A 23,102-nucleotide genomic window follows, 5' to 3' on the forward strand; every position below is an offset into this window, starting at 1 on the left:
GACGAATACGGACATCCCGAACGCACGCGGCCCCGGCACCTGTGACGGTGCCGGGGCCGGGAGCGAAGCGCGGGGATCAGGCGTTGGCGGCCTTGTACTCGCGACGGCGGCGGTGCAGGATCGGCTCGGTGTAGCCGCTCGGCTGCTTGGTGCCCTCGAGGATCAGCTCCTTGGCCGCCTGGAAGGCGATGTTGGAGTCGAAGTTCGGGGCCATCGGCCGGTACGTGGCGTCACCCTCGTTCTGGCGGTCGACGACCGGCGCCATCCGCTCGAGGCTCGCGACGATGTCGGCCTCGGACACGATGCCGTGACGCATCCAGTTCGCCAGCAGCTGGCTCGAGATGCGCAGCGTCGCCCGGTCCTCCATGAGCGCGACGTCGTGGATGTCGGGCACCTTGGAGCAGCCGACGCCCGCGTCGATCCAGCGGACCACGTAGCCGAGGATCGACTGGCAGTTGTTGTCGAGTTCCTGCTGCTTCTCCGCGTCGGACCAGTCGGTGCTGGGGGCGAGCGGGATCGTCAGGATCTCGTCGACCGTCGCGCGCGGCTTGCCCTTGAGCTGGTCCTGGACCGCGAACACGTCCACCTGGTGGTAGTGGGTGGCGTGCAGGGTCGCGCCCGTCGGCGACGGCACCCACGCGGTGTTGGCGCCCGACTTGGGGTGACCGATCTTCTGCTCGAGCATGTCGGCCATCAGGTCGGTCATAGCCCACATGCCCTTGCCGATCTGCGCCTTGCCCTGCAGTCCCGTCGCGAGGCCGGTGTCGACGTTCCAGTCCTCGTACGCGGAGATCCACGTCTGCTTCTTCATGTCGGCCTTGCGCACCATCGCGCCAGCCTCCATCGAGGTGTGGATCTCGTCGCCGGTGCGGTCGAGGAAGCCGGTGTTGATGAACACCACCCGCTGGTCCGCTTCCTTGATGCAGGCCGCGAGGTTGACGGTGGTGCGCCGCTCCTCGTCCATGATGCCGACCTTCAGCGTGTTCGCCGGCAGGCCGAGAACCTCCTCGACGCGGCCGAACAGCTCGGTGGTGAACGCGATCTCCTCGGGGCCGTGCTGCTTGGGCTTGACGATGTAGATCGAGCCGGTCCGAGAGTTGTTCAGCGGGCCGTGCTCGGCGTCGATGCTCAGGCCGTGCACCGCGCACGCGCTGGTGATCAGCGCGTCGAGGATGCCCTCGGGCAGCTCGTTGCCGTCGGCGTCGAGGATCGCCGGGTTGGTCATCAGGTGGCCGACGTTGCGGACGAACAGCAGCGAGCGGCCGTGCAGGGTGAGCTCGTCGCCGGCGGGGGTGGTGTAGGTGCGGTCGCCGTTGAGGGTGCGGGTCACCGTCTTGCCGCCCTTGTCGAACGACTCCGCCAGGTCACCGCGGTTCAGGCCGAGCCAGTTGCGGTAGCCGACCACCTTGTCGTCGGCGTCGACCGCGGCCACCGAGTCCTCGAAGTCCATGATCGTGGTGATCGCGGACTCGAGCACCACGTCCTTGACGCCGGCGCCGTCGGTGCGGCCGATCGGGGAGCTGGGGTCGATCTCGATCTCGACGTGCAGGCCGTGGTTGCGCAGCAGCACCGAGGTGGGGTGATCGCCGTCGCCGAGGTAGCCGACGAACTTCTCCGGCTGCGCCAGGCCGGTGACGACCTCGCCGCCCAGTTCGATGGCCAGCTTGTCGTCGACCACGAAGTAGCGGGTGGCCTCGGTGTGCGAGCCCTTCGCCAGCGGCGCGGCGGTGTCGAGGAAGTTGCGGGCCCACGCGATGACCTTGTCGCCGCGAACCTTGTTGTAGCCGGGCTTGCCCCCGGGCGCCTTCTCGGCGCCGCCTTCCTCGGAGATCGCGTCGGTGCCGTACAGCGCGTCGTACAGCGAACCCCAGCGGGCGTTGGACGCGTTGAGCGCGAACCGGGCGTTGAGGACCGGGACCACCAGCTGCGGGCCGGCGGTGGTGGCGATCTCGGCGTCGACGTTCTCGGTCGCGACCTGGAACGGCGCCGGCTCGGGCAGCAGGTAGCCGATGTCCTGCAGGAACGCCTTGTACTCGGCGGCGTCGAGAGGCTTGCCCGCACGCTCACGGTGCCACGCGTCGATCTGCGCCTGCAGGTCGTCACGCTTGGCGAGCAGCGCCTTGTTCTTCGGGGCCAGATCGGCGAAGACCTTGCCCGCACCCTCCCAGAACGCCTCGGCGGAAACGCCGGTGCCCGGAAGAGCCTCATCGTTCACGAAGTCGTAGAGAACCTTGGCGACCTGAAGACCACCGACCTGCACGCGTTCAGTCATTGAACTGCCTCACTTTTCCGGTACCAGCGGCGCCTCGGGCCACGGCCACTGTCAGGGCACATGCTTCGGACGCCGAACGGGACGACAACAATGTTACCCGGCGGTAGCTTCCGGAGGAGATCAGTCCGGTGCGGCTGCTGGGGCATCGACGAATACAGCTGAAGAGCTGAGGCGCGTGAGGTGGGCGCCGACTGCGGTGGGACGAACGGTGCGCGTCCGAATGCAGACTCGATCATGAAAGGCGGGTTGGCCGATCGTGCACAGATGATACTGGCCGGTCACTGTCGCCGCGCGGCGGCCTGTGCGCTTTCCGGCGACGCCGCGACGAGCGGCGCCGGGTACGCGGTGAGCGGTGAGGTTATCGGAATCTTGCTCGAGGTCGCGAATGCGGCATAGCTTCTCGGAATGGTGCACAGTGCTGCGAACGATGTAGACGACTACCTGGCCGAGGTGCCCGATGAACGTAGAGCCGCACTGGCTGAGCTGCGGCACCTGTGCGTCCGAGAGCTGACGGGCTTCACCGAGGTCATGGCCTACGGTATGCCGACGTATGAGCGGGACGGTGTCGCGGAGATCGCCTTCGCCAGTCAGAAGCAGTACATCTCCTTCTACCTGATGCGCCGTGATGTGCGTGAGGCGTTCACCGAACGGCTGGCGGGACACAACATGGGCAAGGGGTGCCTGCGGTTCCGCAGGCCTCAGGCCATCGACTTCGGTCTGCTACGCGATCTGCTGCAAGCGACAGCGAAAAGGCCCGGGACAGTCTGCTGACGCCCGGCCTGGCGGAGGTTCCCGGGGTGCCGGCTACCTACCCGCGCACCCGGATCTGCTGCATCATGTCGTGGTCCTGGTGTTCGAGGTTGTGGCAGTGCCACGTGTACCCGCGGACCTCCTGGCCGGGGCCGTGGTGCCCCTCCGCGTCGTGCGGGACCGGGATCGGCGCGTCCGGGTCGAAGCCGAGGTCATCGACCGAGGGCCAGTGCACGAGGAGGGTGAGCACCGCGTCGGACTCGACGATTGTGGTGTCCTTCCAGCCCGACTCCCATGCGGCCGGCGCCGCGCGCTCGCCGATGAGGAACGGGGACGGGTCCGGGGTCCAGCGGACGCCGTCCCCCTCGAGCGGCGGGGGCGAGGTGGCCATGTAGCCGGCCGTCCACAGCTTCTGCCGGCCGAGGATCCGGAACCGGGCCAGGTGCAGGTGGACCGGATGCTCGAACGGAAACGTGTTGACGATGTGCCAGATCTCCGTCGTTCCGGCCTCGGCGACGTCGATGTCGTCGGTGAGGAACGGCAGGTTGTTGATCGTCCCCATCAACGGGAGCACCGCGGCCGTCCGGTCCAGGTCGAAGCGCGCCAGGAACGTCATGATCCGGGTCCGGGCCACACCGTCGGTGGTGGCGGGCGCGAGCGCCGGGGGGAGTCCCGGCCCGCCCCGCAGCCGCGTCGGCACCCGGGCCGGTTCGGCGGCAGCCTGATCCGCGTCGAACCGCATGATCTCGGGCAGTGCCGGGACCCCGATCACGGCGCTGCCGGCACTGTTGAGGGCGGTGTTGACGAGCGTCACGGACTCGCCCGGGGCGAGCGCCGAGAAGTCAACCAGCACGTCTGCGCGCTCCCCGGAGGTCATGGCGATGTGGTCGGTGGCTACGGACTCGTGGAGCAGGCCCTGGTCACCGCCGATCACCGTGAACCGCATCCCGTTCGAGAACGCGAACCGGTAGGTGCGCGAGTTCGAGCCCTGCAGCAGCCGCAGTCGATACAGCGTGCGCCGCACCGTCATCCGTGGCCACGCGACTCCGTTGATCACGGCGACGTCCCCGTACTGGCCGCCCTGGTTGTAGCCGCTCGGCTGGTAGCGGGCCAGCCGCGGCTGCAGCGTCCCGTCGGCGTTGAAGGTGCGGTCCTGCACCACGATCGGCACCTCGAACTCCCCGGCGGGCAGCCCGAGCGGATTGTCGGCGCGGCCGGTGTCGAACTCGTCGCGCAGCAGATAGAACCCGGCGAGCCCGGCCTGCACGTTCAGGCGGGTGTTCGCCATCACGTGGTCGTGGTACCAGAGGGTCGCGGCCTCCTGGTGGTTGCCGTAGCGGTTGGTCTGCACGCCGCCGCGCCGCCACGAGATCAACGGATGCCCGTCCGAGTCGGGACGGCTTTGGGCGCCGTGCAGGTGCACCGTCGTCCGCGGATTGGTCCGATCCTCCTCGGTGGCGCCGTGCATCGTCAGATCGACGGCGTAGCCGAGCGGATTGACGTCGATCGAATTGGCGAACGACACCGTGGTCGGCTCGCCGTGGCGGGCCTCGAGGGTGGGGCCGAGGATGCCGGCGCGGTAGCCCAGGACCGTCGACGCCGGCAGATCCGGGTGGTACGTGTGGGTGCTGGACTGTGCGGTGAGCGTTCCCGACGCCGCGGCGGTCGGGAGGCGCGGCAGGTCGGTGACGAACCGGCGTAGCGGCGGCGACGAGAAGTTCAGCGGACTCGGGTCGCTCGGTGGCGGCAGATCCGGGATCGGGACCGGCGGCGGCGGCACCGGCACACCCGGTGCGGCCGCGGCCGACGGCGCACCCAGCCAGCCGAGCGCGGCGACCGAGCCAGCCATGCCGAAGAATCCACGTCGTGAGAGTTCCATGGTCGAACTCCTTTGGCTTGATGAATCAGGCCTGGGGATCGAACTCATGCGGATGCTACCCATGCGGCAGACCCGACACGCCGCTATCGACGGGTGGCGTCACCGAATGTGCCGGAGGCCGCGACGGTTCGGGTCTTCGGTGATGATCACGGCCTCGACGGTGGAGCCCTGCGGATGAATCAGGACGGACATCTGCTCGGTTCGGTCGCCGCTCTACCCCCGGTGCGCATGGTCGTGCACGAACTTCTCCGCACGCTTCTCCGTTCGCCGCGCGTTGTCGGCGATCACCTGGCCGGCATGGCGAGTCGCCTCACCCATCGGTGACTCGGCGAGTCGGGAGGTCGTCTCGCGAACGCGCTCCGGCAGTTCGGCCTTCCGGACGCTGTCGGCAATGTCGGCCGGATGCACCCTGCGCGTGTGTTCCTTGATCGAGGGTTCCAGCGCCTGCCGGCCTCCTGCCGTGGCGTCTCGACGGCGTGCGACCACCACCGCGGCCCCAACGGCTGCCCCGGCGAGGACCCCGATCATCAACTTCTGCCACAGATTCGCCATGCAATGCGCATACCCGGCCGGCGAGCGGTGAAACCTCGGTCAGGGGAGATGCATCAGCTGCCGGGCGAGGGCGAACAGGCGGCCGGCGAGCTTCATGACGGGGATACCCAGCGGAATCAGGATGAGCGTCACGCACAACACCGCGCCCACGAGCCACAGCACGGCCGCGAGGAGTCCGAGTACCGTACCGAGCAGGGCTGTGACGATCCCGAGGACCGCGTTGAGCAGGCCCTCCAACACTTTCATGTCGACCTCCTGGTTCAGCCGGGCGCGACCCGCGCCCACTCGCACCCTCCTGACGGTGTTCCCGCAGGGTCTCGGCTCAAACTCGCCGACGCGACGCGGCGTTGTGCGGCTCGTGTGCACCAGCCGGTCGGCGTCGGCCGCCGAGAGGGTTCTGTTGTGGGCGTGTAGGTTTCGGGAGGGAAGTGACTGTGCGACAAAATCATCGACTACGCGACGCGGCGATGATCACGGGCGGAGCCCTGGTGGTTCCGGTCGGTGCATTCGCCGCAACGCGTGTCGAGGTTGATCAATTACAGGAGGTACGCGTGAGCGACTACGACGCCAAGATGATCATGCTGTCGGTCGAGAACCTGGACGAGTCGATCCAGTTCTACACCGAGACCCTCGGCATGACCCTCAAGTTCCGCGACGGCGCGCACTTCGCCGCCCTGGACGGGGGATCGGTGACGATCGCGCTCGCGACCGCCGTCGACCACCCGATCCCCGGGAAGGTCGTCGTCGGCATCAAGACCGCCGATGTCGACGCCGCGGCGAAGGCGATCGAGGAGGGCGGCGGGGCCATCGTGAAGGGCCCGTACGACGACGCGCACGAGCGGCGCGCGGTGGTCTACGACAACAACGGAAACGGCCTGGTCTTCTACAGTCCGCTCGCCCGTAAGTAGTCGCGCGAACGTGAGGGCCCGCAGCGTGGGACGCTGCGGGCCCTCGTCGCACTATGCCTGCTTGGCGGTCGCGGCCGTCGCGAGTCGCTCGGCCGCGTCGGCGAGCGGAATGCCGTCCTCGGCGAGCGCCGGCACCAGCAGGTCCATGCACTTGCCCAGCATCACCACGAGCAGCACGCGCAGGGCGCTTATGTCGGCGGCGACACGGACCCGGTCGGTGCTCACGCACGACAGCCGCGAGTACGCCTGCTCCACCGTCTGCCACTCACCGAGCAGGCCTTCGACCAGCAGTTGCGTCCGGACCACGGGCGCCGCCGCCGGGTACAGCGTCTCCTCGGCGGCCCGATGCCAGGGGCGCAGCGTGAATTCGGCGAAGTCGACGACGGCCCTGTGTGCGGCCTCGAACTCGGGGCCACCCTGGCCGACGGTGCGGAACACTTCGCGCTCGAGCCCCGCGATCCGACCGAGCAGGTCGAACATCGTCGCCTGCAGCTCGACGGCCGCCTCCTGATTCGTCGTGTCGGTCATCGAAATCCTCTCGTCCCGTGGGCTCGGCGCCTGCGCCGTCGATCACACAGTAGGGGTCCCCGGCTGCCGCGCCACAGCGCTGTCGCACTCACCGATACGCTCTCTGTCGTGCGTGGTGAGTACAAGGTTCCCGGTGGCAAGCTCGTGGTGGTCGACGTCGAAGTGGAGGACGGGCACCTGTCCCGGGTGGCGCTGTCCGGCGACTTCTTCCTCGAGCCGGACGAGGCGCTCGGCGACATCGTCGCCGCGGTGACGGGAATGGCGACGACCGCCGACGCCGCCCGGCTCGGCCAGGCGATCTCCGAGAAGATCGACGACGGTGTGGCCATGATCGGCTTCACGCCGGAATCGGTCGGCATCGCGATCCGGCGCGCCCTCGGGCACGCGACCAGCTGGCACGACCACACCTTCGACGTGATCGAACCGGTGGTGCTCGATCCCGCGATGCACGTCGCGCTGGACGAGGTGATCACCCGCGAAGTGGCCACCGGTGAGCGCCGCCCGACGCTGCGGTTCTGGGACTGGGACTCGCCGCTGGTGGTGCTCGGCTCGTTCCAGTCCGTGCGCAACGAGATGGACGAGGAGGCCGCGGCCCGGCACGGCATCGGCGTCGTCCGGCGCATCTCCGGCGGCGGCGCGATGTTCATGGAGCCCGGCAACTGCATCACCTACTCGCTGTCCGTGCCGACCTCGCTGGTCGACGGGCTCAGCTTCGAGCAGTCGTACGCGTTCCTCGACCAGTGGGTGATGGGGGCGCTCGCCGACGTCGGCATCAAGGCACGTTACGTGCCGCTCAACGACATCGCCTCCGAGCAGGGCAAGATCGGTGGCGCCGCGCAGAAGCGGTTCGCCGCCGGTGCCGTGCTGCACCACGTGACGATGTCGTACGACATCGACGCCGACAAGATGACCGAGGTGCTGCGGATCGGGCGGGAGAAGATCTCCGACAAGGGCATCACCAGCTCCGGCAAGCGGGTCGACCCGATGCGCTCGCAGACCGGCATGGCCCGCGACGCCGTCATCGCCGCCTTCCTCGCGCACTTCCGCGCCCGCTACGACACCCACACCAGCACCTACGCCGACGACGAACTGGCCGCCGCGCGGGAACTGGTCGAGTCTAAGTTCGCGAGCCGGGAGTGGACCTACCGCGTGCCGTGACCGCCGTGCCGCGGACGAGATGACCTCCCGCACGCGCAATCGCGGGTGCGGGAGGTCAATTCGGGAGCGCGGACGAGCGTGACTCGACTACGAGAACGAGCCGACGCGGCCCTCCGCGTTGTGCTGATGGGCGAGGTCGGCGCCCGCTTGGCGGCCGAGTTCGGCGCCCACGGAGCCCCCGCCGATGGTGCCGGCGGCCGTGGCCGCCATCGCCGCTCCGATCGCGGGGCCGAAAACCGCCCCAACTGCGGGTCCAGCGAGCGTGATCGCTCCGATAGCGGCGGCGCCGGCCGGGACGCCGACCAAGGATCCGCCGACCAGCATGCCGAGCTCGCCGCCGAAGGTTCGGCCACTGTCGCTGTAGTCGGCGATCCGCTGCTCGGGAGTGGGCGCGTAGCCCGGAATGAAAACGGCATACGGATGCGCGGTCAGATCGTACGGATTCCACAGCGGCACAGCCGGGATCTGCGGGACGTTCGGCAGGGCCGCGATGTTCGCGGGCCCGGTGTCCTGCGCGTTCGCGGTGCCGGCCGAGGCGGCGACGATCGCGACCGGCAGTGCCGCGGCGACGACTGCGCGTCGCGCCCAGCGATTCTGCTTCGCATCATGGCGAGCCATGAGAATTCCCCCTGAATTCGGTGCCGCGTGGGACGCGGCGATGGTGTGCATCGGCGTCCCGGGCGGGCGCCGCAGGGCTGCGGTGACGCGCGCGATTTGCGTGAAATGTCCCCCCAGACCGGGGAGTACGGTAGCGCGCCTCCAAGAGAATCGTGAAATCGCCTGGTGCCGTGGGTATCAGGCGGTCAGCAGGCCGACAACAGGCGCTGGCACCGGTCGAGCAGTCGCGCCCGCAGCACCGCCGCCCGCTCCGACAGCGCCACCTGTTCGCGCACGTAGTCGGCGCGGCCCTGCGGGGTTTCGATGCGCACGGGCGCGTATCCGTAGTCGGACAGGTCGTAGGGGCTCGCCTTCATGTCCAGCTCCCGGGCATCCGTCGCCAGGCCGAAACAGTCGAGCACGAGTTCGGATTCGATCAGCGGGCCGAGCTTGGTCGCCCACTTGTACAGGTCCATGCCCGCGTGCAGGCAGCCCGGCTGCTCGCGGGCGACCTGCTCGTCCCGCGAGAGCGGGGTCTCATTGCGGGGGACGGCGTCCGGGGTGAAGAAGCGGAACGCGTCGAAGTGGGTGCAGCGCAGTTGCATCGACTCGACCACCGCGTCGGTGGCGGCGTGCCCGAGCCGCAGCGGCACCTGCGCGTGCCGCACCGCCTCCTCGCCGCCGCGGTACACCATCGCCCACTCGTGCAGCCCGAAGCAGCTCAGGTGCGGGCGACGGGACGCGGTCGCCGACAGCAGCGCCGCGACGAACTCGACCGTCGACCGTCGGCGCTCGAGCAGGTCGGGGGAGACGGTCACGCCGTCGGCGGTGGCCTCGTAGCCGGCGTACTTCAGGTAGTCGCTTGCGGCGGGTCCGTCGAGCGCGGTCCCGAAGCCGGGGTGCCAGCGGCGCAACTGGTTGGGGCGCACGCTGTAGTAGGTGAACAGGAAGTCGTGTACGGGATGCTTGACACCCGCGGCCTGGCGCTCGAGGTGGGGCCCGACGAGAGCCGCCACCGCATCGCGGTGGCGGTCTCGTCGGGCAGTCCACACCTCTTCCGGCAGAACTGCCGAACTCATTGGCTCTCAGACCGCCTTCTGCCCCGGGACCACGTCGTCGATCCGGTGGGTGCCGTCACGCACGGTGCCGACAAACTCCTCGACCAGATCCTCGAGCGCGACGATACCGATCACCGCGCCGGACGCGTCGACCACCGCCCCCAGATGGGAGCTGGCCCGGCGCAGGCCCGCCAGCGCGTCGTCGAGCGGCAACGCCACCGAGATTCGCGGCAGGCGACGGATGTCCGAGCGCGGGATCACCGTCTCCGGCCCCGCGGACTCGTCGGCGACCCGGTCCAGCACGTCCTTCAGGTGCAGGTAGCCGACCAGCGAACCGTCGGCGTCGCGCACCGGGTAGCGCGAGTAGCCGGTCTCGATGACCGCCGCCTCGACCGCGCCGAGCGTGGTGCCGCCCGCGGCCAGCGGGACGGTGCGCACCTTGTCCGACGGGATCATGACATCGGCGACGGTGCGGCCCTCGGTCTCGAGCGCCTGCGTGAGACGCCGGTGCTCCTCCTCGTCGATCAGGCCCTCCGTGTGGGATTCGCCGATCATCTCGGACAGCTCCAGCGCCGACACGGTCGCGTCCAGCTCGTCCTTCGGCTCGACGCGCAGCAGCTTGAGGATGCCGTTGGCGCTGAAGTTGTAGAACGAGATGAGCGGGCGGGCCAGCTTGATGAACGCCAGATGGGCGGGGACCAGCAGCATCGCGGACTTCTCCGGACCGGCGATTGCGATGTTCTTCGGGACCATCTCGCCGAGCAGGATGTGCAGCACCACGACCAGCGCCAGGGCGATCGTGAATCCGATCGGGTGCAGGAAGCTGTCCGGGACGCCGAGGGCGTCCATCGGCTTCTCGATCAGGTGCGCGATCGCCGGCTCGCCGACCTTACCGAGCAGGATCGAGCAGATCGTGATGCCCAGCTGGGCACCGGCCAGCATCAGCGACAGGTTCTCGCCGGCCTTGATGACCGTCGCCGCCTGCTTCTTGCCCTGCGCGTGCAGCGCCTCGAGCCGGTCACGGCGCGCGGTGATGAGCGCGAACTCGGCGCCGACGAAGAACGCGTTACCCGCCAGCAGTACGACGGTGAGCAGCACACCGAACAGGTCACTCACGGCCGTCCTCCTCTCGCGTCGCGCCGATCGCCGGGACCGGGGTCAGCAGCACCCGGTCGATCCGCCGGCCGTCCATCGTCAGCACCCGTGCGATCCAGCCGCGGCCGTCCGGGCCCATGGGCTTGCCGCTCGCGTCGGGCAGGGCCACCTCGTCGCCCTCGACCGGGATCCGGCCCAGGCAGGTGAGGACCAGGCCGCCGAGCGTGTCGTACTCGCCCTCGGGGGCGGAGTAGCCCGTGGCCCGGGTGATCTCGTCGGTGCGCAGCAGGCCCGAGCAGGACCAGCTGTGGCCGACCCGCTGGACGTCGATCTCGGGTTCGTCGTGCTCGTCGCGGACGTCGCCGAGGATCTCCTCGATCAGGTCCTCCATCGTCACGATGCCCGCGGTGCCGCCGTACTCGTCGACGACGAGCGCGACCTGCATGCCGTCGGCGCGCACCTGTTCCATCACCGCGTCACCGTCGAGGGTCGACGGCACCACGGGGACGGCCTGCGCGAGCGAGTCGAGCCGGGTCGTCGCGCGCCGCGCGGCCGGCACGGTGAACGCGTGCTTGATGTGCACCACGCCGACCGTGTTGTCGAGATCGCCGTCCACGATCGGGAACCGGGAGAACCCGGTGCGCGACGCCGCCTCGATCAGATCGGTGACGGTCGCGTCGGTGTCGAGCGATTCGATCTTCACGCGCGGGGTCATCAGCTCCTCGGCGCTCAGGTCGCCGAACCGCAGCGACCGGTTGACCAGCAGCGCGGTGCCCGCGTCGAGCGAGCCGCGCGCGGCGGACGTGGAGACCAGGGACCCGAGTTCCTGCGGCGAGCGGGCCGACCGCAGTTCCTCGGCGGGTTCGATGCCGAGGCGCCGGACCACCCAGTTCGCGGTGCCGTTGAGGCCGTTGATGGCCCACTTGAAGATCAGCGAGAAGCCGGCCTGCAGCCCGGCGGTGGCGCGGGCGGTCGGCAGCGGCTTGGAGATCGCCAGGTTCTTGGGGACCAGCTCACCGAAGATCATCGAGAACGACGTCGCGATGATCAGCGCCAGCGCGAGCGAGATGCCGCTCGCCGTCGAATCGGACACCCCGACGCCGGACAGCAGCGGGGTGATGAAGCGGGCGAGGACGGGTTCCGCGAGGTAACCGGTGATCAGGGTGGTGATCGTGATGCCCAGCTGGGCGCCGGAGAGCTGGAACGACAGCGTGCGGTGCGCGTGCTGGACCTGCCGGGCACGGCGGTCGCCGTCGCGCGCGTGGGCGTCGACGGTGCTGCGCTCGAGTGCGGTGAGAGAGAATTCTGCCGCCACGAAGAGGGCGGTGCCTGCGGTCAGGGCTACGAAGCCGACCAGGCTGAGAGTTGTGAGGGAGATGGCTGCGACATCCATGTCAGCACCACCCACCCTGGAGATCGGGGCCGCCGGGTTTGTCTCCCGGCTCGGTAGAGGAGCCCTCCGAGGTGTCGGTACCGGCCGATTCGGATCCCGAACCGGGGGAGGTTGCTACAGGGGGTGTGTCAGGGGGCGTGTGAATGGGTGCCTCGGGCACCGGAGTCCTCTCTGTCTGGCGGCGCATCACTACTCGTCCAACCGGATTTGCGCCGGGCGTATTTCCGGAAGGTGAGCCTCCACTGTACCGGCCGCCACCGAAAAGGGATGAAACGGACATGTTTGGGATGGTGTCGGTGCGACCGTCACCATCCCGACGGCAGCGGCCGACCCTCCGCGAACCCCGCGGCCGACTGCACGCCGATCACGGCCCGCTCGTGCAGCTCGTCGAGCGTGCGGGCGCCCGCGTACGTGCACGTGCTGCGCACGCCGGAGCAGATGTGGTCGAGCAGGTCCTCGACGCCGGGCCGGGCCGGGTCGAGCCGCATCCGGGAACTCGAGATGCCCTCCTCGAACAGCGCCTTGCGGGCCCGGTCGAACGCGGTGTCGTCGGCGGTGCGGGCCGCGACGGCACGCTTGGACGCCATGCCGAAGCTCTCCTTGTACCGGTTGCCGTCCGGGTCGATCCGCAGTTCGCCGGGCGACTCGTAGGTGCCGGCGAACCACGACCCGACCATGACGTTCGACGCGCCGGCCGCGAGCGCGAGCGCGACGTCCCGCGGGTGCCGGACGCCGCCGTCGGCCCACACGTGCCCGCCGAGTTCCCGCGCGGCGGCCGCGCACTCGGCGACCGCGGAGAACTGGGGGCGGCCCACGCCGGTCATCATCCGGGTCGTGCACATCGCGCCCGGCCCGACACCGACCTTGACGATGTTGGCGCCCGCGTCGATCAGGTCGCGGGTGCCCCGCGCGGACACGACGTTGCCCGCGACCAGCGGGACGCCGAGGCCGAGCGCGGCGACCGACCGGACCGCGTCGATCATTCGCTGCTGGTGGCCGTGCGCGGTGTCGAGGACCAGCACGTCGGCGCCGGCGTCGGCGAGCGCCTTGGCCTTCGCGGCGATGTCGCCGTTGACGCCGACGGCGGCCGCGACCCGCAGCCTGCCGTGCGCGTCCACGGCGGGCGTGTAGATGCCCGCCCGGATCGCGCCGGTGCGGGTGAGCACGCCCGCGAGGCGGCCGGCGTCGTCGACGATCACCGCGAGCGGATCGTGCCGGGATTCGAGCAGCGCGAACACCTCGCGCGGGGTGGCCGTCACGGGCGCCGTCGCGAAGTCCCGCACCGCGACCGCGCCGACGCGGGTGAAGCGGTCGACGTCCGAGCACGACGCCTCGGTGAGCACGCCGACGGGCCGGCCGTCGTCCACGACGACCGCGGCGCGGTGGGCGCGCTTGTGCAGCAACGTCATCGCATCGGAGACGGCGTCGTCCCGGCCGAGGGTGATCGGGGTGTCCGCGACCAGGTGCCGACTCTTGACGAAGGCGACGGTCTCCGCGACCGCGTCGGCCGGTACGTCCTGCGGCAGGACGACCAGCCCGCCACGGCGGGCGACGGTCTCGGCCATCCGGCGGCCGGCGACCGCGGTCATGTTCGCGACCACGATCGGGATCGTGGTGCCCGTCCCGTCCGACGTCGCGAGGTTCACGTCGAAGCGGGACGCCACCTCGGTCCGGTTCGGGACGAGGAAGACGTCGTCGTAGGTGAGGTCGTACGGCGGGCGGTGCCCTTCGAGGAACTCCACGCCGCCGAGGGTACTGCCCGCACGGGCGCTACGCCCGGAATCAGGCGGGCGTCGGGTCGGGGGCGTCCGTCGGTGCCGCGTCCGGGCGGACGAGTCGCCCGTCGCCGTAGCGGGCGAAGCGGCCGGTCTCCCGGGCGTAGACGGGGGCCTCCGTCGGCCACGGCCAGCCGCCGAACCGGGTGCGCCGGTAGTCGTCGAAGGCCTGGGCGATCTCGCGGTCGGTGTTCATGACGAACGGGCCCTGCGCGGCGACCGGTTCCCCGATCGGCACCCCCTGCAGCAGCAGCACCGTCGACGCGGTCGCCGCCTGCAGGGACAGCGCGCCGCTGTCGTCGGGCGCGTAACCCCAGCCGGACTCGACGGCCGCGCCGTCGATGTCGACGCGGGCCCCGTCGCCGTGGACGTAGAGCACGCGCCGGGCGTCCGCGGAGGCCGCCGCGGGCAGGTCGATCGCCGCGCCGGGTTCGAGGTCCACCAGCCAGATCGCGACGTCCGAGTCCGTCTCGGCCGCCCACGAGTTGGCGGGCGGTGCCAGCGGGTCACGGTCGCCGAAGCGGCCGGCGATCACCCGCACGCGCGCGGCGGCGGACCCGCCGTCGACCGTCACGTCGGGGATGTCCTCGTTCCAGAGCATCGTGAACTCGGCCGGTGCGGACTTGCTGCGGGCCGGCAGGTTCAGCCAGATCTGGTACAGCTCGAAGTCGTTGTCGCCGTCCTGGTTCAGCAGCGGGAACATCTCGGAGTGGCTGACCCCGCCGCCGGCGGTCACCCACTGCACGTCACCGCCGCCGTAGCGGGCGCCGGCGCCGGTGGAGTCGGCGTGGTCGACGAAGCCGCGCCGCACGACCGTCACGGTCTCGAAGCCGCGGTGCGGGTGCGCGGGGAAACCGGGCACCGTGGTGCCGTGGTACATGTTCCAGCCGGACGGGTTGCCGAAGTCCTGGCCCAGCGGACGGTCGGACACGTCGACGGCGGGCGTCATGTCCGGGGTGCCCGGCGGGTAGTGGTCGACGTGATGGACGGCGAACAGGAACGGATCCAGGGCCGGCCACGGGCCGCCGAGGCGGAAGACCTGTCCCGTACGGGTGGACGAGCTCATGATTCCTCCATGTGATTGAAGATTTGACTTCATTCTCGACGAATGGAACGTCGGGGTGCTCGGCGGGCATTCCCGTCAGTCCGCGACCGGTTCCGGTGCCGGGTGCCGTGCGGCCTCGTCCCGGGAGAGCGCGACGGTGGTGTACACCATCACCGCGAGCGCGAGGACGACGACCGCGACCGCCGGACCCGACACCCGCAGGCGCTCGTCGAGCACGGTCATCCCCAGGAAGATCGCGATCACCGGTTCGCCGATCGTCATCGCCGGCAGCGACGCCGACAGCGGGCCCACCTGGAACGCGCGCTGCTGCAGGTAGACGCCGACGATGCCGGCGGCGAGCAGCGCGTACGTCTGCCACGCGCCCAGCACCTCGGGCAGCCCCCGCTCGAACAGGTCGGTGACGTACTTGGTGAACGCCACGGCGACGCCGTACAGGGCGCCGCTCGCCCCGCCGAGCAGCAGCGCCCGCCAGCCCGCGTCGATCCGCGGCGACCAGCCGATCAGCGTCGCGACGACGATGACGGCGACCACCGCGGTCAGCGGGACCGCCCACGCATCCCACGGCGCGTCGGTGTTGCCCTCGGTGGGGTTGCCGACCACGAGGAACACCGCGAGCGACACGGTCAGGGCCCCGGCGAGCAGCCACGCGCTCCGGGTGAACCGGTAGCCGGAGAACCGCGCCGACAGCGGCAGCGCGAACAGCAGCGCGGTCACCAGCAACGGCTGCACCACCAGCACCGACCCGAGCGCCAGGGCCACCACCTGCATCAGGTAGCCGCCGCCGTCCCCCAGCAGCCCGGCCCACCAGCGCGGGCTGCGGATCAGCGACGCGATCAGCGCCTGGTCCTCCGGGACCGCCGACGCCGCGCTCTGCTGCGCGACGGACGCGCACGCGAACAGGAACGCGGCGATCAGCGCGCACACGATCGAGGCGACCGGCAGCCCGGGCATGGGCTCAGTGTCCTCCGCGGCGGCGCCTGCCGTGCCCGGAACCCGGTCCCGCCGAACGCCGGCGGTCGCCCTGCGCCCGGTATCCGGGGCCGCGCCCGCCCGTCCGGCCCGGGCCGCCGGACTGCTGGGTTCGCGGCGGTTCGGCCTGCGGGGGCGTCGACGCGCGCTCCGGGACCGGTGTGCCGCTCGGCTCCCGCGCCCCGGTCACCGCGATCCAGCCGCGGTCCCTGCCGCCGACGGCGAGCGCGGCGGCGTCGACCCCGGCCGCGCGCATCACCTTCTCGGCGGGGCCGCGCTCGTCCTCGGTCACCACCGTCACCACGACACCGGATTCCCCGGCGCGGGCGGTGCGTCCGGCCCGGTGCAGGTACGCCTTCGGCTCGGTCGGCGGGTCGACGTGCACGACGAGCGAGATGCCGTCGACGTGGATCCCGCGCGCCGCGACGTCGGTGGCCACGAGCACCGGCAGGGTGCCGTCGGCGAACTCGGTGAGCACCCGGGTGCGGTGGCCCTGCGGCTTGTCGCCGTGGAGGGCGCCGGCGTCCACGCCGGCCGCGCGCAGCTCGTCGGTGAGCCGGTCGACGCCCGCCTTGGTCCGCACGAACAGCAGCGTCCGGCCCTCCCGGGCGGCGATCCGGGCGACGGTGTCGTACTTGATCGCCCGCGGCACGTGCAGCACGTGGTGCTCCATCGTGTCGACGGTGGCGACGGCCTCCGCGGTCGCGTGGGTGACCGGGTCGTGCAGGTAGCGTGCGACGAGCGTGTCGACCTCGCCGTCGAGGGTCGCGGAGAACAGCAGCCGCTGCGCCGCCGCGGGGGTGCGGTCCAGGATCTCGGTGACCTGCGGCAGGAACCCCAGCTCGGCCATGTGGTCGGCCTCGTCGACGGTGGTGACGCGGACGTCGTCGAGCGTGATCGTGCCCTGCGCCAGGTGGTCGGCCAGCCGGCCCGGCGTCGCGATCACGACGTCCACGGTGCGCGCGAGCTTGACGGCCTGCCCCTTGAACGGGACACCGCCGACGATCGTGGCCGTGCGCAGCCCGAGCGCGAGCGCCGACTCGTCGAGCGCCTTCTCGATCTGGGCGGCCAGCTCGCGGGTGGGTGCCAGGACCACCGCACGCGGGCGGGAGGGCCGGCTCGCCCCACCCTTGAGGCGCACGAGCAACGGCAGACCGAACGCGAGGGTCTTGCCGGACCCGGTGGGGCCCCGGCCGAGGACGTCGCGTCCGGCGAGGATGTCGGGAATCGTCGCGGCCTGGATCGGGAACGGCGCCGAGATGCCCTCACGACCGAGGGAATGCACCAGCGTGGTGGGCAATCCGAGCTGGGCGAAGGTTGCAGCGGGACGGTCGGGCATGAGGTCGGCGAGCCTTCCGGTTGTGAAGTCACAGGCTACCGCGGGTGACAATCACGGTTGACGAGTGAAAGAGGAGGTATTCGTGTCCGAATCCGGGAGCACAGATCGATTGGTGACCGAGACCGAGTTCCGGCATCTGCAACGGTGCGTCGAACTCGCGGCCGAGGCGCTGCTGGCGGGCGACGAGCCGTTCGGGTCGGTTCTGGCGACCGCCGACGGCACCGCCGTCGCGGAGGACCGCAACCGCATCGCGGGCGGGGACCGTACCCGGCACCCCGAGTTCGAGTTGGCGCGCTGGGCCGCGGAGAACCTGAGCGTGGAGGAACGGGCCGGCGCGACGGTCTACACGTCCGGCGAGCACTGCCCGATGTGCGCGGCCGCGCACGCGTGGGTGGGACTGGGCCGGATCGTCTACGTCGCCTCCACCGAGCAGTTGGTGTCGTGGCTGGACGAGATGGGGGTGCCGCCGGCGCCGGTGCGCCCGCTGCCGATCCAGGACGTCGCGCCGGGCGTGACCGTGGTGGGCCCCGTCCCCGAACTGGTCGAGGACGTGCGCCTGCTGCACCGCCGGCTGCACGGGGCGTGACGCACGACGGGGGCGGACGCCGCAGCGTCCGCCCCCGTCGCCGGTCCGTTTACCGGCTCAGGCCTCGATCTCGGAGCGGTCGCCGCTCCAGAGGGTGTGGAACTTGCCCGGCATGTCGACGCGTTCGTAGGTGTGGGCGCCGAAGAAGTCGCGCTGGCCCTGTGTGAGCGCGGCCGGCAGCCGCTCGGCGCGCAGGCCGTCGTAGTACGACAGCGACGACGCGAACGCGGGCACCGGGATGCCCAGGGTGGTGGCGGTGACGACGACCCGACGCCAGCTGTCGATCGCGTTCTCGATGGCCTCACGGAAGTACGGCTCGACGATCAGCGACGTCAGATCCGGGTTGGTGTCGTACGCCTCCTTGATCCGGTTCAGGAAGCGGGCGCGGATGATGCAGCCGCCGCGCCAGATCGTGGCCATGTCGCCGGGGGTGAGGTCCCAGCCGTACTCGTCGCTGCCGGCGCGGATCTGGTCGAAGCCCTGCGCGTACGCGACGATCTTCGACGCGTACAGCGCGCGGCGGATGTCCTCGGTGAACTGCGCGACATCGGTCGGCTTGGCACCCAGCTCGCCGGACGCGAGCCCCTGCGCGGCCTTGCGCTGCTCGCGCGAACCGGACAGCGCGCGGGCGAACACGGCCTCGGCGATGCCGGTGACCGGCACACCCAGATCCAGCGCGGACTTGACCGTCCAGCGGCCGGTGCCCTTCTGCTCGGCGGCGTCGACGATCACGTCGACCAGCGCCTTGCCGGTCTTGGCGTCCTTCTGGCGCAGCACCTCGGCGGTGATCTCCACCAGGTAGCTCTCGAGATCGCCGGCGTTCCACTCGGTGAACACGTCGGCGACCTGCTCGGCGTCGAAGCCGAGCGCGTCGCGGAACAGGTTGTAGGCCTCGCCGATGAGCTGCATGTCGGCGTACTCGATGCCGTTGTGCACCATCTTCACGAAGTGGCCGGAGCCGTCCGGGCCGATGTGCGTGCAGCACGGGGTGCCGTCGACGTGCGCCGAGATCGACTCGAGCAGCGGGCCGAGCGCCGCGTACGACTCCTTGGGGCCGCCCGGCATGATCGACGGACCGTTGAGCGCACCCTCCTCGCCGCCGGAGATGCCGGCGCCGACGAAGTGCAGGCCCCGCTCGCGCAGCGCCGCCTCGCGGCGGATCGTGTCCGTGTACAGCGCGTTGCCGCCGTCGATGATGATGTCGCCGGGCTCCATCGCGCCGGCGAGTTCCTCGATGACCGCGTCGGTGGCGTCGCCGGCCTTGACCATGATCAGCACGCGTCGCGGCTTCTGCAGCGCGCCGACGAACTCCTCGATGGTCTCGGTGCGGACGAAGTCGCCCTCGTCGCCGTGCGCGGCCAGGAGCGCATCCGTCTTCGCGATGCTGCGGTTGTGCAGGGCCACCGTGTGTCCGTGGCGGGCGAAGTTGCGGGCGATGTTGGAACCCATGACGGCGAGCCCGGTGACGCCGATCTGGGCGCGGGCAGCCTCGGTGCTGGCAGAAGTCTCGGAGGTCATGAATACAGCTTCCCCCGAGACCCCACCGTGACGCGAACCGGCCCCGCTGTTCGGGATGTGACACCCGCAACGCAGTCGGCCCCGGCCGCCCTGGAGGGGGCGGCCGGGGCCGACTGTCGGTCATGGACCGGGGTGTTCGCTACCGGTTGCGGTCCCGGCTCGGACCGGTGAAACCGTCGTAGCTGCGACGCTCGGTGCGGCTACGGAACCCGTTGGAGCGCTGCTCGGACGGGGCGCCCGTCTGGCGACGGTCCCCGAAGCCCCGCTCACCGCGATCGTCGCGGCGGGGAGCACGGTTGTCGCGGTCACCGAAGTCGCGGCGCGGACGGTCGTCCCGGTTGTAGCCGCCACCGCGGTTGTCACCGTCGTGGCGGGGTCCCCGATTGTCGAAGTCGCGGCGCGGGCCACGGTTCTCGAAGTCCCGGCGCGGCGCGCGATTGTCCGAGCGATGGTCGTTGTCCCGGCGCGGCCCGCGGTCCCGATCGCCGAAGCTGCGCTCGCCGCGGTTCTCGCGGAAGCCGCCACCGCGGTTGTCACGGTCGCCGTAGTCCCGGCGGGGACGGTCGTCGCGGTTGTAACCACCACTGCGGTTGTCACGGTCACCGAAGCTACGTTCGCCGCGGTTCTCGCGGAAGCCGCCACCGCGGTTGTCGCGATCGCCGAAGTCCCGGCGGGGGCGGTCGTCGCGGTTGAAGCCGCCACCACGGCTGTCACGGTCACCGAAGTCGCGGCGCGGACGGTCGTCGCGGTTGAAGCCCGCGCCACGGTTGTCACGATCGCCGAAGTCCCGGCGCGGTGCGCGGTTCTCGAAGTCCTTGCGCGGCCCGCGATCCCGGTCGCCGAAGCTGCGCTCGCCGCGATTGTCGAAGTCCCGGCGGGGCGGACGGCTGTCGCCGTCGCGGCGGGGACCACGGTCGTCGCGGTCACCGAAGTCGCGGCGCGGACGGTCGTCCCGGTTGCCCCGGAATCCCCGGTTGTCGCCGTCGCGGCGGGGGCCCCGGTTGTCGCGATCGCCGAAGTCCCGGCGCGGTCCACGATCGCCGAACTCCCGGCGGGGGCCACGGTTGTCGCGGTCACCGAACGAGCGCTCGCGGCGCTCCGGACGGAAGTGGCTCTCACGCACCGGTTCTCCACTCGGCGCCTGCGCGCCGGTGATCGCGGCCAGTTCCTCGGAGCCGGGGAAGACCGGGACCGCGGTGGCGTCGACGCCGGCCATGCCGGTGAGTCGACGGAACTGACGACGCTGGTTGGGCAGCACGATCGCGGCGACCACGCCGGCCTCGCCGGCGCGGGCGGTGCGGCCGGCGCGGTGCAGGTAGTCCTTGTGGTCCTGCGGCGGATCGACGTGGACGACCAGGTCGATGCCGTCGACGTGGATGCCACGTGCCGCGACATCCGTCGCGACCAGGACCGGGGTGCGGCCGTTCTTGAAGCGCTCGAGCACACGGGTGCGCTGGTTCTGCGCCTTACCGCCGTGCAGCGCTTCCGCCGCGACACCCTTCTCCCGCAGTCGTTCGACCACGCCCTCCGTGCCCAGCTTGGTGCGCGCGAACATGATCGTGCGTCCGCCCTTGCGGGAGGCGATCTCGGCGAGCACGGCATCCTTCTGCCCGCGCTCGACGAGCAGCACGTAGTGGTCCATGGTCGTGACCGACGCGCGTCCGTCCTGCGTGGAGTGCAGCTCGTGCTGGGGCAGGAACTCGCGGACCAGGGCCTGGACGTCGTTGTCGAGCGTCGCCGAGAACAGCAGCCGCTGGCTGTCGTCCGGGGTGTCGCCGAGCAGCGAGCGGACCTCGGGCAGGAAGCCCATGTCGGCCATCTGATCGGCCTCGTCGAGCGCGGTCATCTCGATCTCGTCGAGCACACACGTGTTCTGCCGCAGGTGGTCGCCGAGACGACCGGGGGTGGCGACGAGGATGTCGACGCCGCGGCGCAGCTGGTCGACCTGCTTGGTGAACGGGGTGCCGCCGACGGCGGCGCGCACGTTGAGCCCGAGGGAACCCGCGTACGGGGTCAGCGAGTCGACCACCTGGAACGCGAGTTCGCGGGTGGGGACGAGGACCAGCGCGCGCGGGCGCTTGGGGGCCGGACGGTCGTCGTGGCGGGCCAGGCGCGCGAGCATCGGCAGGCCGAACGCGAGCGTCTTGCCGGACCCGGTCTGGGCGCGGCCGAGGATGTTCTTGCCGGCGATCGCATCCGGGATGGCCATCGCCTGGATCGGGGACGGCACCGTGATCGAGTTGCGGGCCAGCGCGGCCACGACGGGATCGGGCAGGCCGATCTCCGCGAACGTCATCTCGGGCTCAGCGGCCTCGGGTTCGGCGGTTTCGGGTTCGGTCGTGGTCTCGGGGGCCTCAGTGGTCTCGGTGGTCTCGAGGGTGGTCGGGACGACGATGTCGTCCTGGCCGTCCTGCACTGAAGGATCTTGGGCAGCAGAAGTCACGCGGATATACCTCTCCGGACGTCGGGCGCGTCGCGGAGCGGGCTGTCACGCAGCCGCACGAAGAGACGAGCCAGGGCACAATTCACCTGGCCATCCGTGCGCTCTGGGCGGGGGAGATGGGGCTGTGTGCCTCACATGAATGATCGGGCCCTGTCAGCGGGCCGTCGTCGAGTGTACGCGATCGCGCCCGCTGTCGGCGGCCCGCCGCAGCAGTTGTGACCCGCGCAACTCGCGGCGATCAGGGCTGCGACGGCGAGAACAGGCGGCTCAGCTCGACCAACCAGGGCACCGCGACGGCGATCGTGGGCACCACCAGGATCGCGGCCGCGGCGAGGTAGGCGGCGGCCGCGACCCGCATGTCCGCGCCGGCGCCGCTGAGGCGCTGGACCCGGACCAGGGTGCTGGGCCCGCCGACGGCCATCGCGCCGCGCGGGGCGGTGGATCCGGCGCACGTGACCAGCGCGCGGGCGAGCGGACCCGGGCCGGTGACCTTCACGGCGGAGTCGTCGGCCAGCAACTCGACGAGCAACTGCACCGAACCGAGCGCCGACTTGGACCGGACCACCCGCGGGAACGCCTGATGGACGGCGGTGAACGCCTCGAGCACCAGGTCGTGGCGGGCCCGCAGATGCGAGCGTTCGTGGGTGAGGATCGCGGTGACCTCGGCGTCGTTGAGGGAGTTCAGGGTCCCCTCGCTCAGCACGACCCGCTGCCGCAGACCCGGCAGGCAGTACGCGATCGGCTCGGCGGCGTCGAGGACGCGGACGTCGGGGAGCCGCTTGAGCGTGGCGGACAGGTCGACGTCACCGCGGTCGAGCAGGTCGACGAGCATGCGGTGCCGCGCGCGCCGGCGGCGGGTGTGCACCGCCACACGCACGATCGAGAAGATCAGCTTGGCGCCGATCAGCACCGTGAAGACGAAGACGACGACGTACAGGATCCACAGCGGCAGCCCGAGCGCGTCGATCTCCGCCATCGGCTCCGTCGTGGGACGGCCGTCCGGACCGGGAACCAGGAGTCGGCTGGCGATCGCGAGTCCCGAGCTGAACGCGGACAGCACCGCGGCCAACGCGATCGCCTGCCACAGCACCAGCGCGGCACGGGGCGAACGGAACGGCCACTGCGCGCGGCTCAGCAGCGCCGGCACGGGACCCGTCAGGGCGAGCGCGAGCACACCGAATGCAAGCGCCGTGGGGGCGTTCATCGGTTACATGTC

General features: G+C 70.8%; 19 protein-coding genes and 1 pseudogene. 4 read left to right on the top strand and 16 right to left on the bottom strand.

What is annotated here, in order from left to right; genetic code table 11:
* Positions 1-76: 76 nt before the first annotated feature.
* Positions 77-2,272: a malate synthase G gene (locus EGT67_RS14185; protein WP_127916732.1), complete on the bottom strand. Its 2,196-nt coding sequence runs from the start codon at positions 2,270-2,272 to the stop codon at positions 77-79.
* A 405-nt stretch (positions 2,273-2,677) separates the two neighbouring features.
* On the opposite strand from EGT67_RS14185, the gene EGT67_RS14190 reads away from it, so the two are divergent.
* On the top strand, positions 2,678-3,043 hold the full coding sequence (locus tag EGT67_RS14190) for an iron chaperone (RefSeq protein WP_127916733.1): 366 nt from the start codon (positions 2,678-2,680) through the stop codon (positions 3,041-3,043).
* A gap of 37 nt (positions 3,044-3,080) precedes the next feature.
* Here the strand turns inward: EGT67_RS14190 and EGT67_RS14195 are convergent, their stop codons facing one another.
* The 3 genes from EGT67_RS14195 to EGT67_RS14210 form a co-directional block, all read right to left on the bottom strand.
* Positions 3,081-4,901 (bottom strand): multicopper oxidase family protein, encoded by a 1,821-nt coding sequence (locus EGT67_RS14195; RefSeq protein WP_164877568.1) that lies wholly within the window; start codon positions 4,899-4,901, stop codon positions 3,081-3,083.
* A gap of 213 nt (positions 4,902-5,114) precedes the next feature.
* Positions 5,115-5,453 (bottom strand): hypothetical protein, encoded by a 339-nt coding sequence (locus EGT67_RS14205; RefSeq protein WP_127916735.1) that lies wholly within the window; start codon positions 5,451-5,453, stop codon positions 5,115-5,117.
* Between the two features lie 39 nt (positions 5,454-5,492).
* The gene (locus EGT67_RS14210) at positions 5,493-5,699 is read right to left on the bottom strand and encodes a hypothetical protein (protein WP_127916736.1); all 207 of its coding nucleotides are present in this window, start codon (positions 5,697-5,699) and stop codon (positions 5,493-5,495) included.
* Between the two features lie 305 nt (positions 5,700-6,004).
* Here EGT67_RS14210 and EGT67_RS14215 point away from each other — a divergent pair, with 305 nt between their 5' ends.
* The gene (locus EGT67_RS14215; RefSeq protein WP_127916737.1) at positions 6,005-6,361 is read left to right on the top strand and encodes a VOC family protein; all 357 of its coding nucleotides are present in this window, start codon (positions 6,005-6,007) and stop codon (positions 6,359-6,361) included.
* Between the two features lie 51 nt (positions 6,362-6,412).
* Here the strand turns inward: EGT67_RS14215 and EGT67_RS14220 are convergent, their stop codons facing one another.
* Positions 6,413-6,889 carry a hypothetical protein gene (locus EGT67_RS14220; protein WP_127916738.1) on the bottom strand — a complete coding sequence of 159 codons (477 nt, stop codon included), beginning with the start codon at positions 6,887-6,889 and terminating at the stop codon, positions 6,413-6,415.
* Positions 6,890-6,997: 108 nt separating this feature from the next.
* Here EGT67_RS14220 and EGT67_RS14225 point away from each other — a divergent pair, with 108 nt between their 5' ends.
* A complete protein-coding gene (locus EGT67_RS14225; RefSeq protein WP_127916739.1) occupies positions 6,998-8,047 on the top strand; it encodes a lipoate-protein ligase LplAB in 1,050 nt (349 codons plus the stop codon).
* A gap of 87 nt (positions 8,048-8,134) precedes the next feature.
* On the opposite strand, the gene EGT67_RS14230 is transcribed toward EGT67_RS14225, so the two are convergent.
* From EGT67_RS14230 to EGT67_RS14265, 8 genes are all read right to left on the bottom strand, one after another.
* Positions 8,135-8,665, bottom strand: coding sequence for a hypothetical protein (locus tag EGT67_RS14230; protein WP_127916740.1), 531 nt, complete (start codon positions 8,663-8,665; stop codon positions 8,135-8,137).
* Positions 8,666-8,850: 185 nt separating this feature from the next.
* Entirely contained in the window at positions 8,851-9,723 is an 873-nt protein-coding gene (locus tag EGT67_RS14235; protein WP_127916741.1) for a 3-methyladenine DNA glycosylase, read from the bottom strand.
* A gap of 6 nt (positions 9,724-9,729) precedes the next feature.
* Entirely contained in the window at positions 9,730-10,818 is a 1,089-nt protein-coding gene (locus EGT67_RS14240) for a hemolysin family protein (RefSeq protein WP_127916742.1), read from the bottom strand.
* Entirely contained in the window at positions 10,811-12,190 is a 1,380-nt protein-coding gene (locus EGT67_RS14245; RefSeq protein ID WP_127916743.1) for a hemolysin family protein, read from the bottom strand. Before EGT67_RS14245 ends, EGT67_RS14240 begins: the two co-directional genes overlap by 8 nt.
* 305 nt (positions 12,191-12,495) lie before the next feature.
* Positions 12,496-13,932: a GuaB1 family IMP dehydrogenase-related protein gene (locus tag EGT67_RS14250; protein WP_127916744.1), complete on the bottom strand. Its 1,437-nt coding sequence runs from the start codon at positions 13,930-13,932 to the stop codon at positions 12,496-12,498.
* Between the two features lie 40 nt (positions 13,933-13,972).
* Positions 13,973-15,031: a pirin family protein gene (locus tag EGT67_RS14255; RefSeq protein WP_127916745.1), complete on the bottom strand. Its 1,059-nt coding sequence runs from the start codon at positions 15,029-15,031 to the stop codon at positions 13,973-13,975.
* A gap of 75 nt (positions 15,032-15,106) precedes the next feature.
* Positions 15,107-15,982, bottom strand: a complete 876-nt coding sequence (locus EGT67_RS14260; protein WP_127916746.1) for a DMT family transporter — start codon at positions 15,980-15,982, stop codon at positions 15,107-15,109.
* Positions 15,983-15,986: 4 nt separating this feature from the next.
* Positions 15,987-17,339, bottom strand: a complete 1,353-nt coding sequence (locus EGT67_RS14265) for a DEAD/DEAH box helicase (RefSeq protein WP_127916747.1) — start codon at positions 17,337-17,339, stop codon at positions 15,987-15,989.
* A 112-nt stretch (positions 17,340-17,451) separates the two neighbouring features.
* Here EGT67_RS14265 and EGT67_RS14270 point away from each other — a divergent pair, with 112 nt between their 5' ends.
* Positions 17,452-17,925 (top strand): nucleoside deaminase, encoded by a 474-nt coding sequence (locus tag EGT67_RS14270; protein ID WP_421958134.1) that lies wholly within the window; start codon positions 17,452-17,454, stop codon positions 17,923-17,925.
* A 57-nt stretch (positions 17,926-17,982) separates the two neighbouring features.
* Here the strand turns inward: EGT67_RS14270 and gndA are convergent, their stop codons facing one another.
* The 3 genes and pseudogenes from gndA to EGT67_RS14285 form a co-directional block, all read right to left on the bottom strand.
* On the bottom strand, positions 17,983-19,443 hold the full coding sequence (gene gndA, locus EGT67_RS14275) for an NADP-dependent phosphogluconate dehydrogenase (RefSeq protein ID WP_127916748.1): 1,461 nt from the start codon (positions 19,441-19,443) through the stop codon (positions 17,983-17,985).
* A 541-nt stretch (positions 19,444-19,984) separates the two neighbouring features.
* Positions 19,985-21,838: pseudogene (locus EGT67_RS14280) on the bottom strand (DEAD/DEAH box helicase); the annotation flags it as partial.
* 286 nt (positions 21,839-22,124) lie between these two features.
* Positions 22,125-23,090 carry a M56 family metallopeptidase gene (locus EGT67_RS14285; RefSeq protein WP_127916750.1) on the bottom strand — a complete coding sequence of 322 codons (966 nt, stop codon included), beginning with the start codon at positions 23,088-23,090 and terminating at the stop codon, positions 22,125-22,127.
* Positions 23,091-23,102 lie beyond the last annotated feature (12 nt).

This window comes from Prescottella agglutinans (genome assembly GCF_004011865.1).
GTDB lineage: Bacteria > Actinomycetota > Actinomycetes > Mycobacteriales > Mycobacteriaceae > Prescottella > Prescottella agglutinans.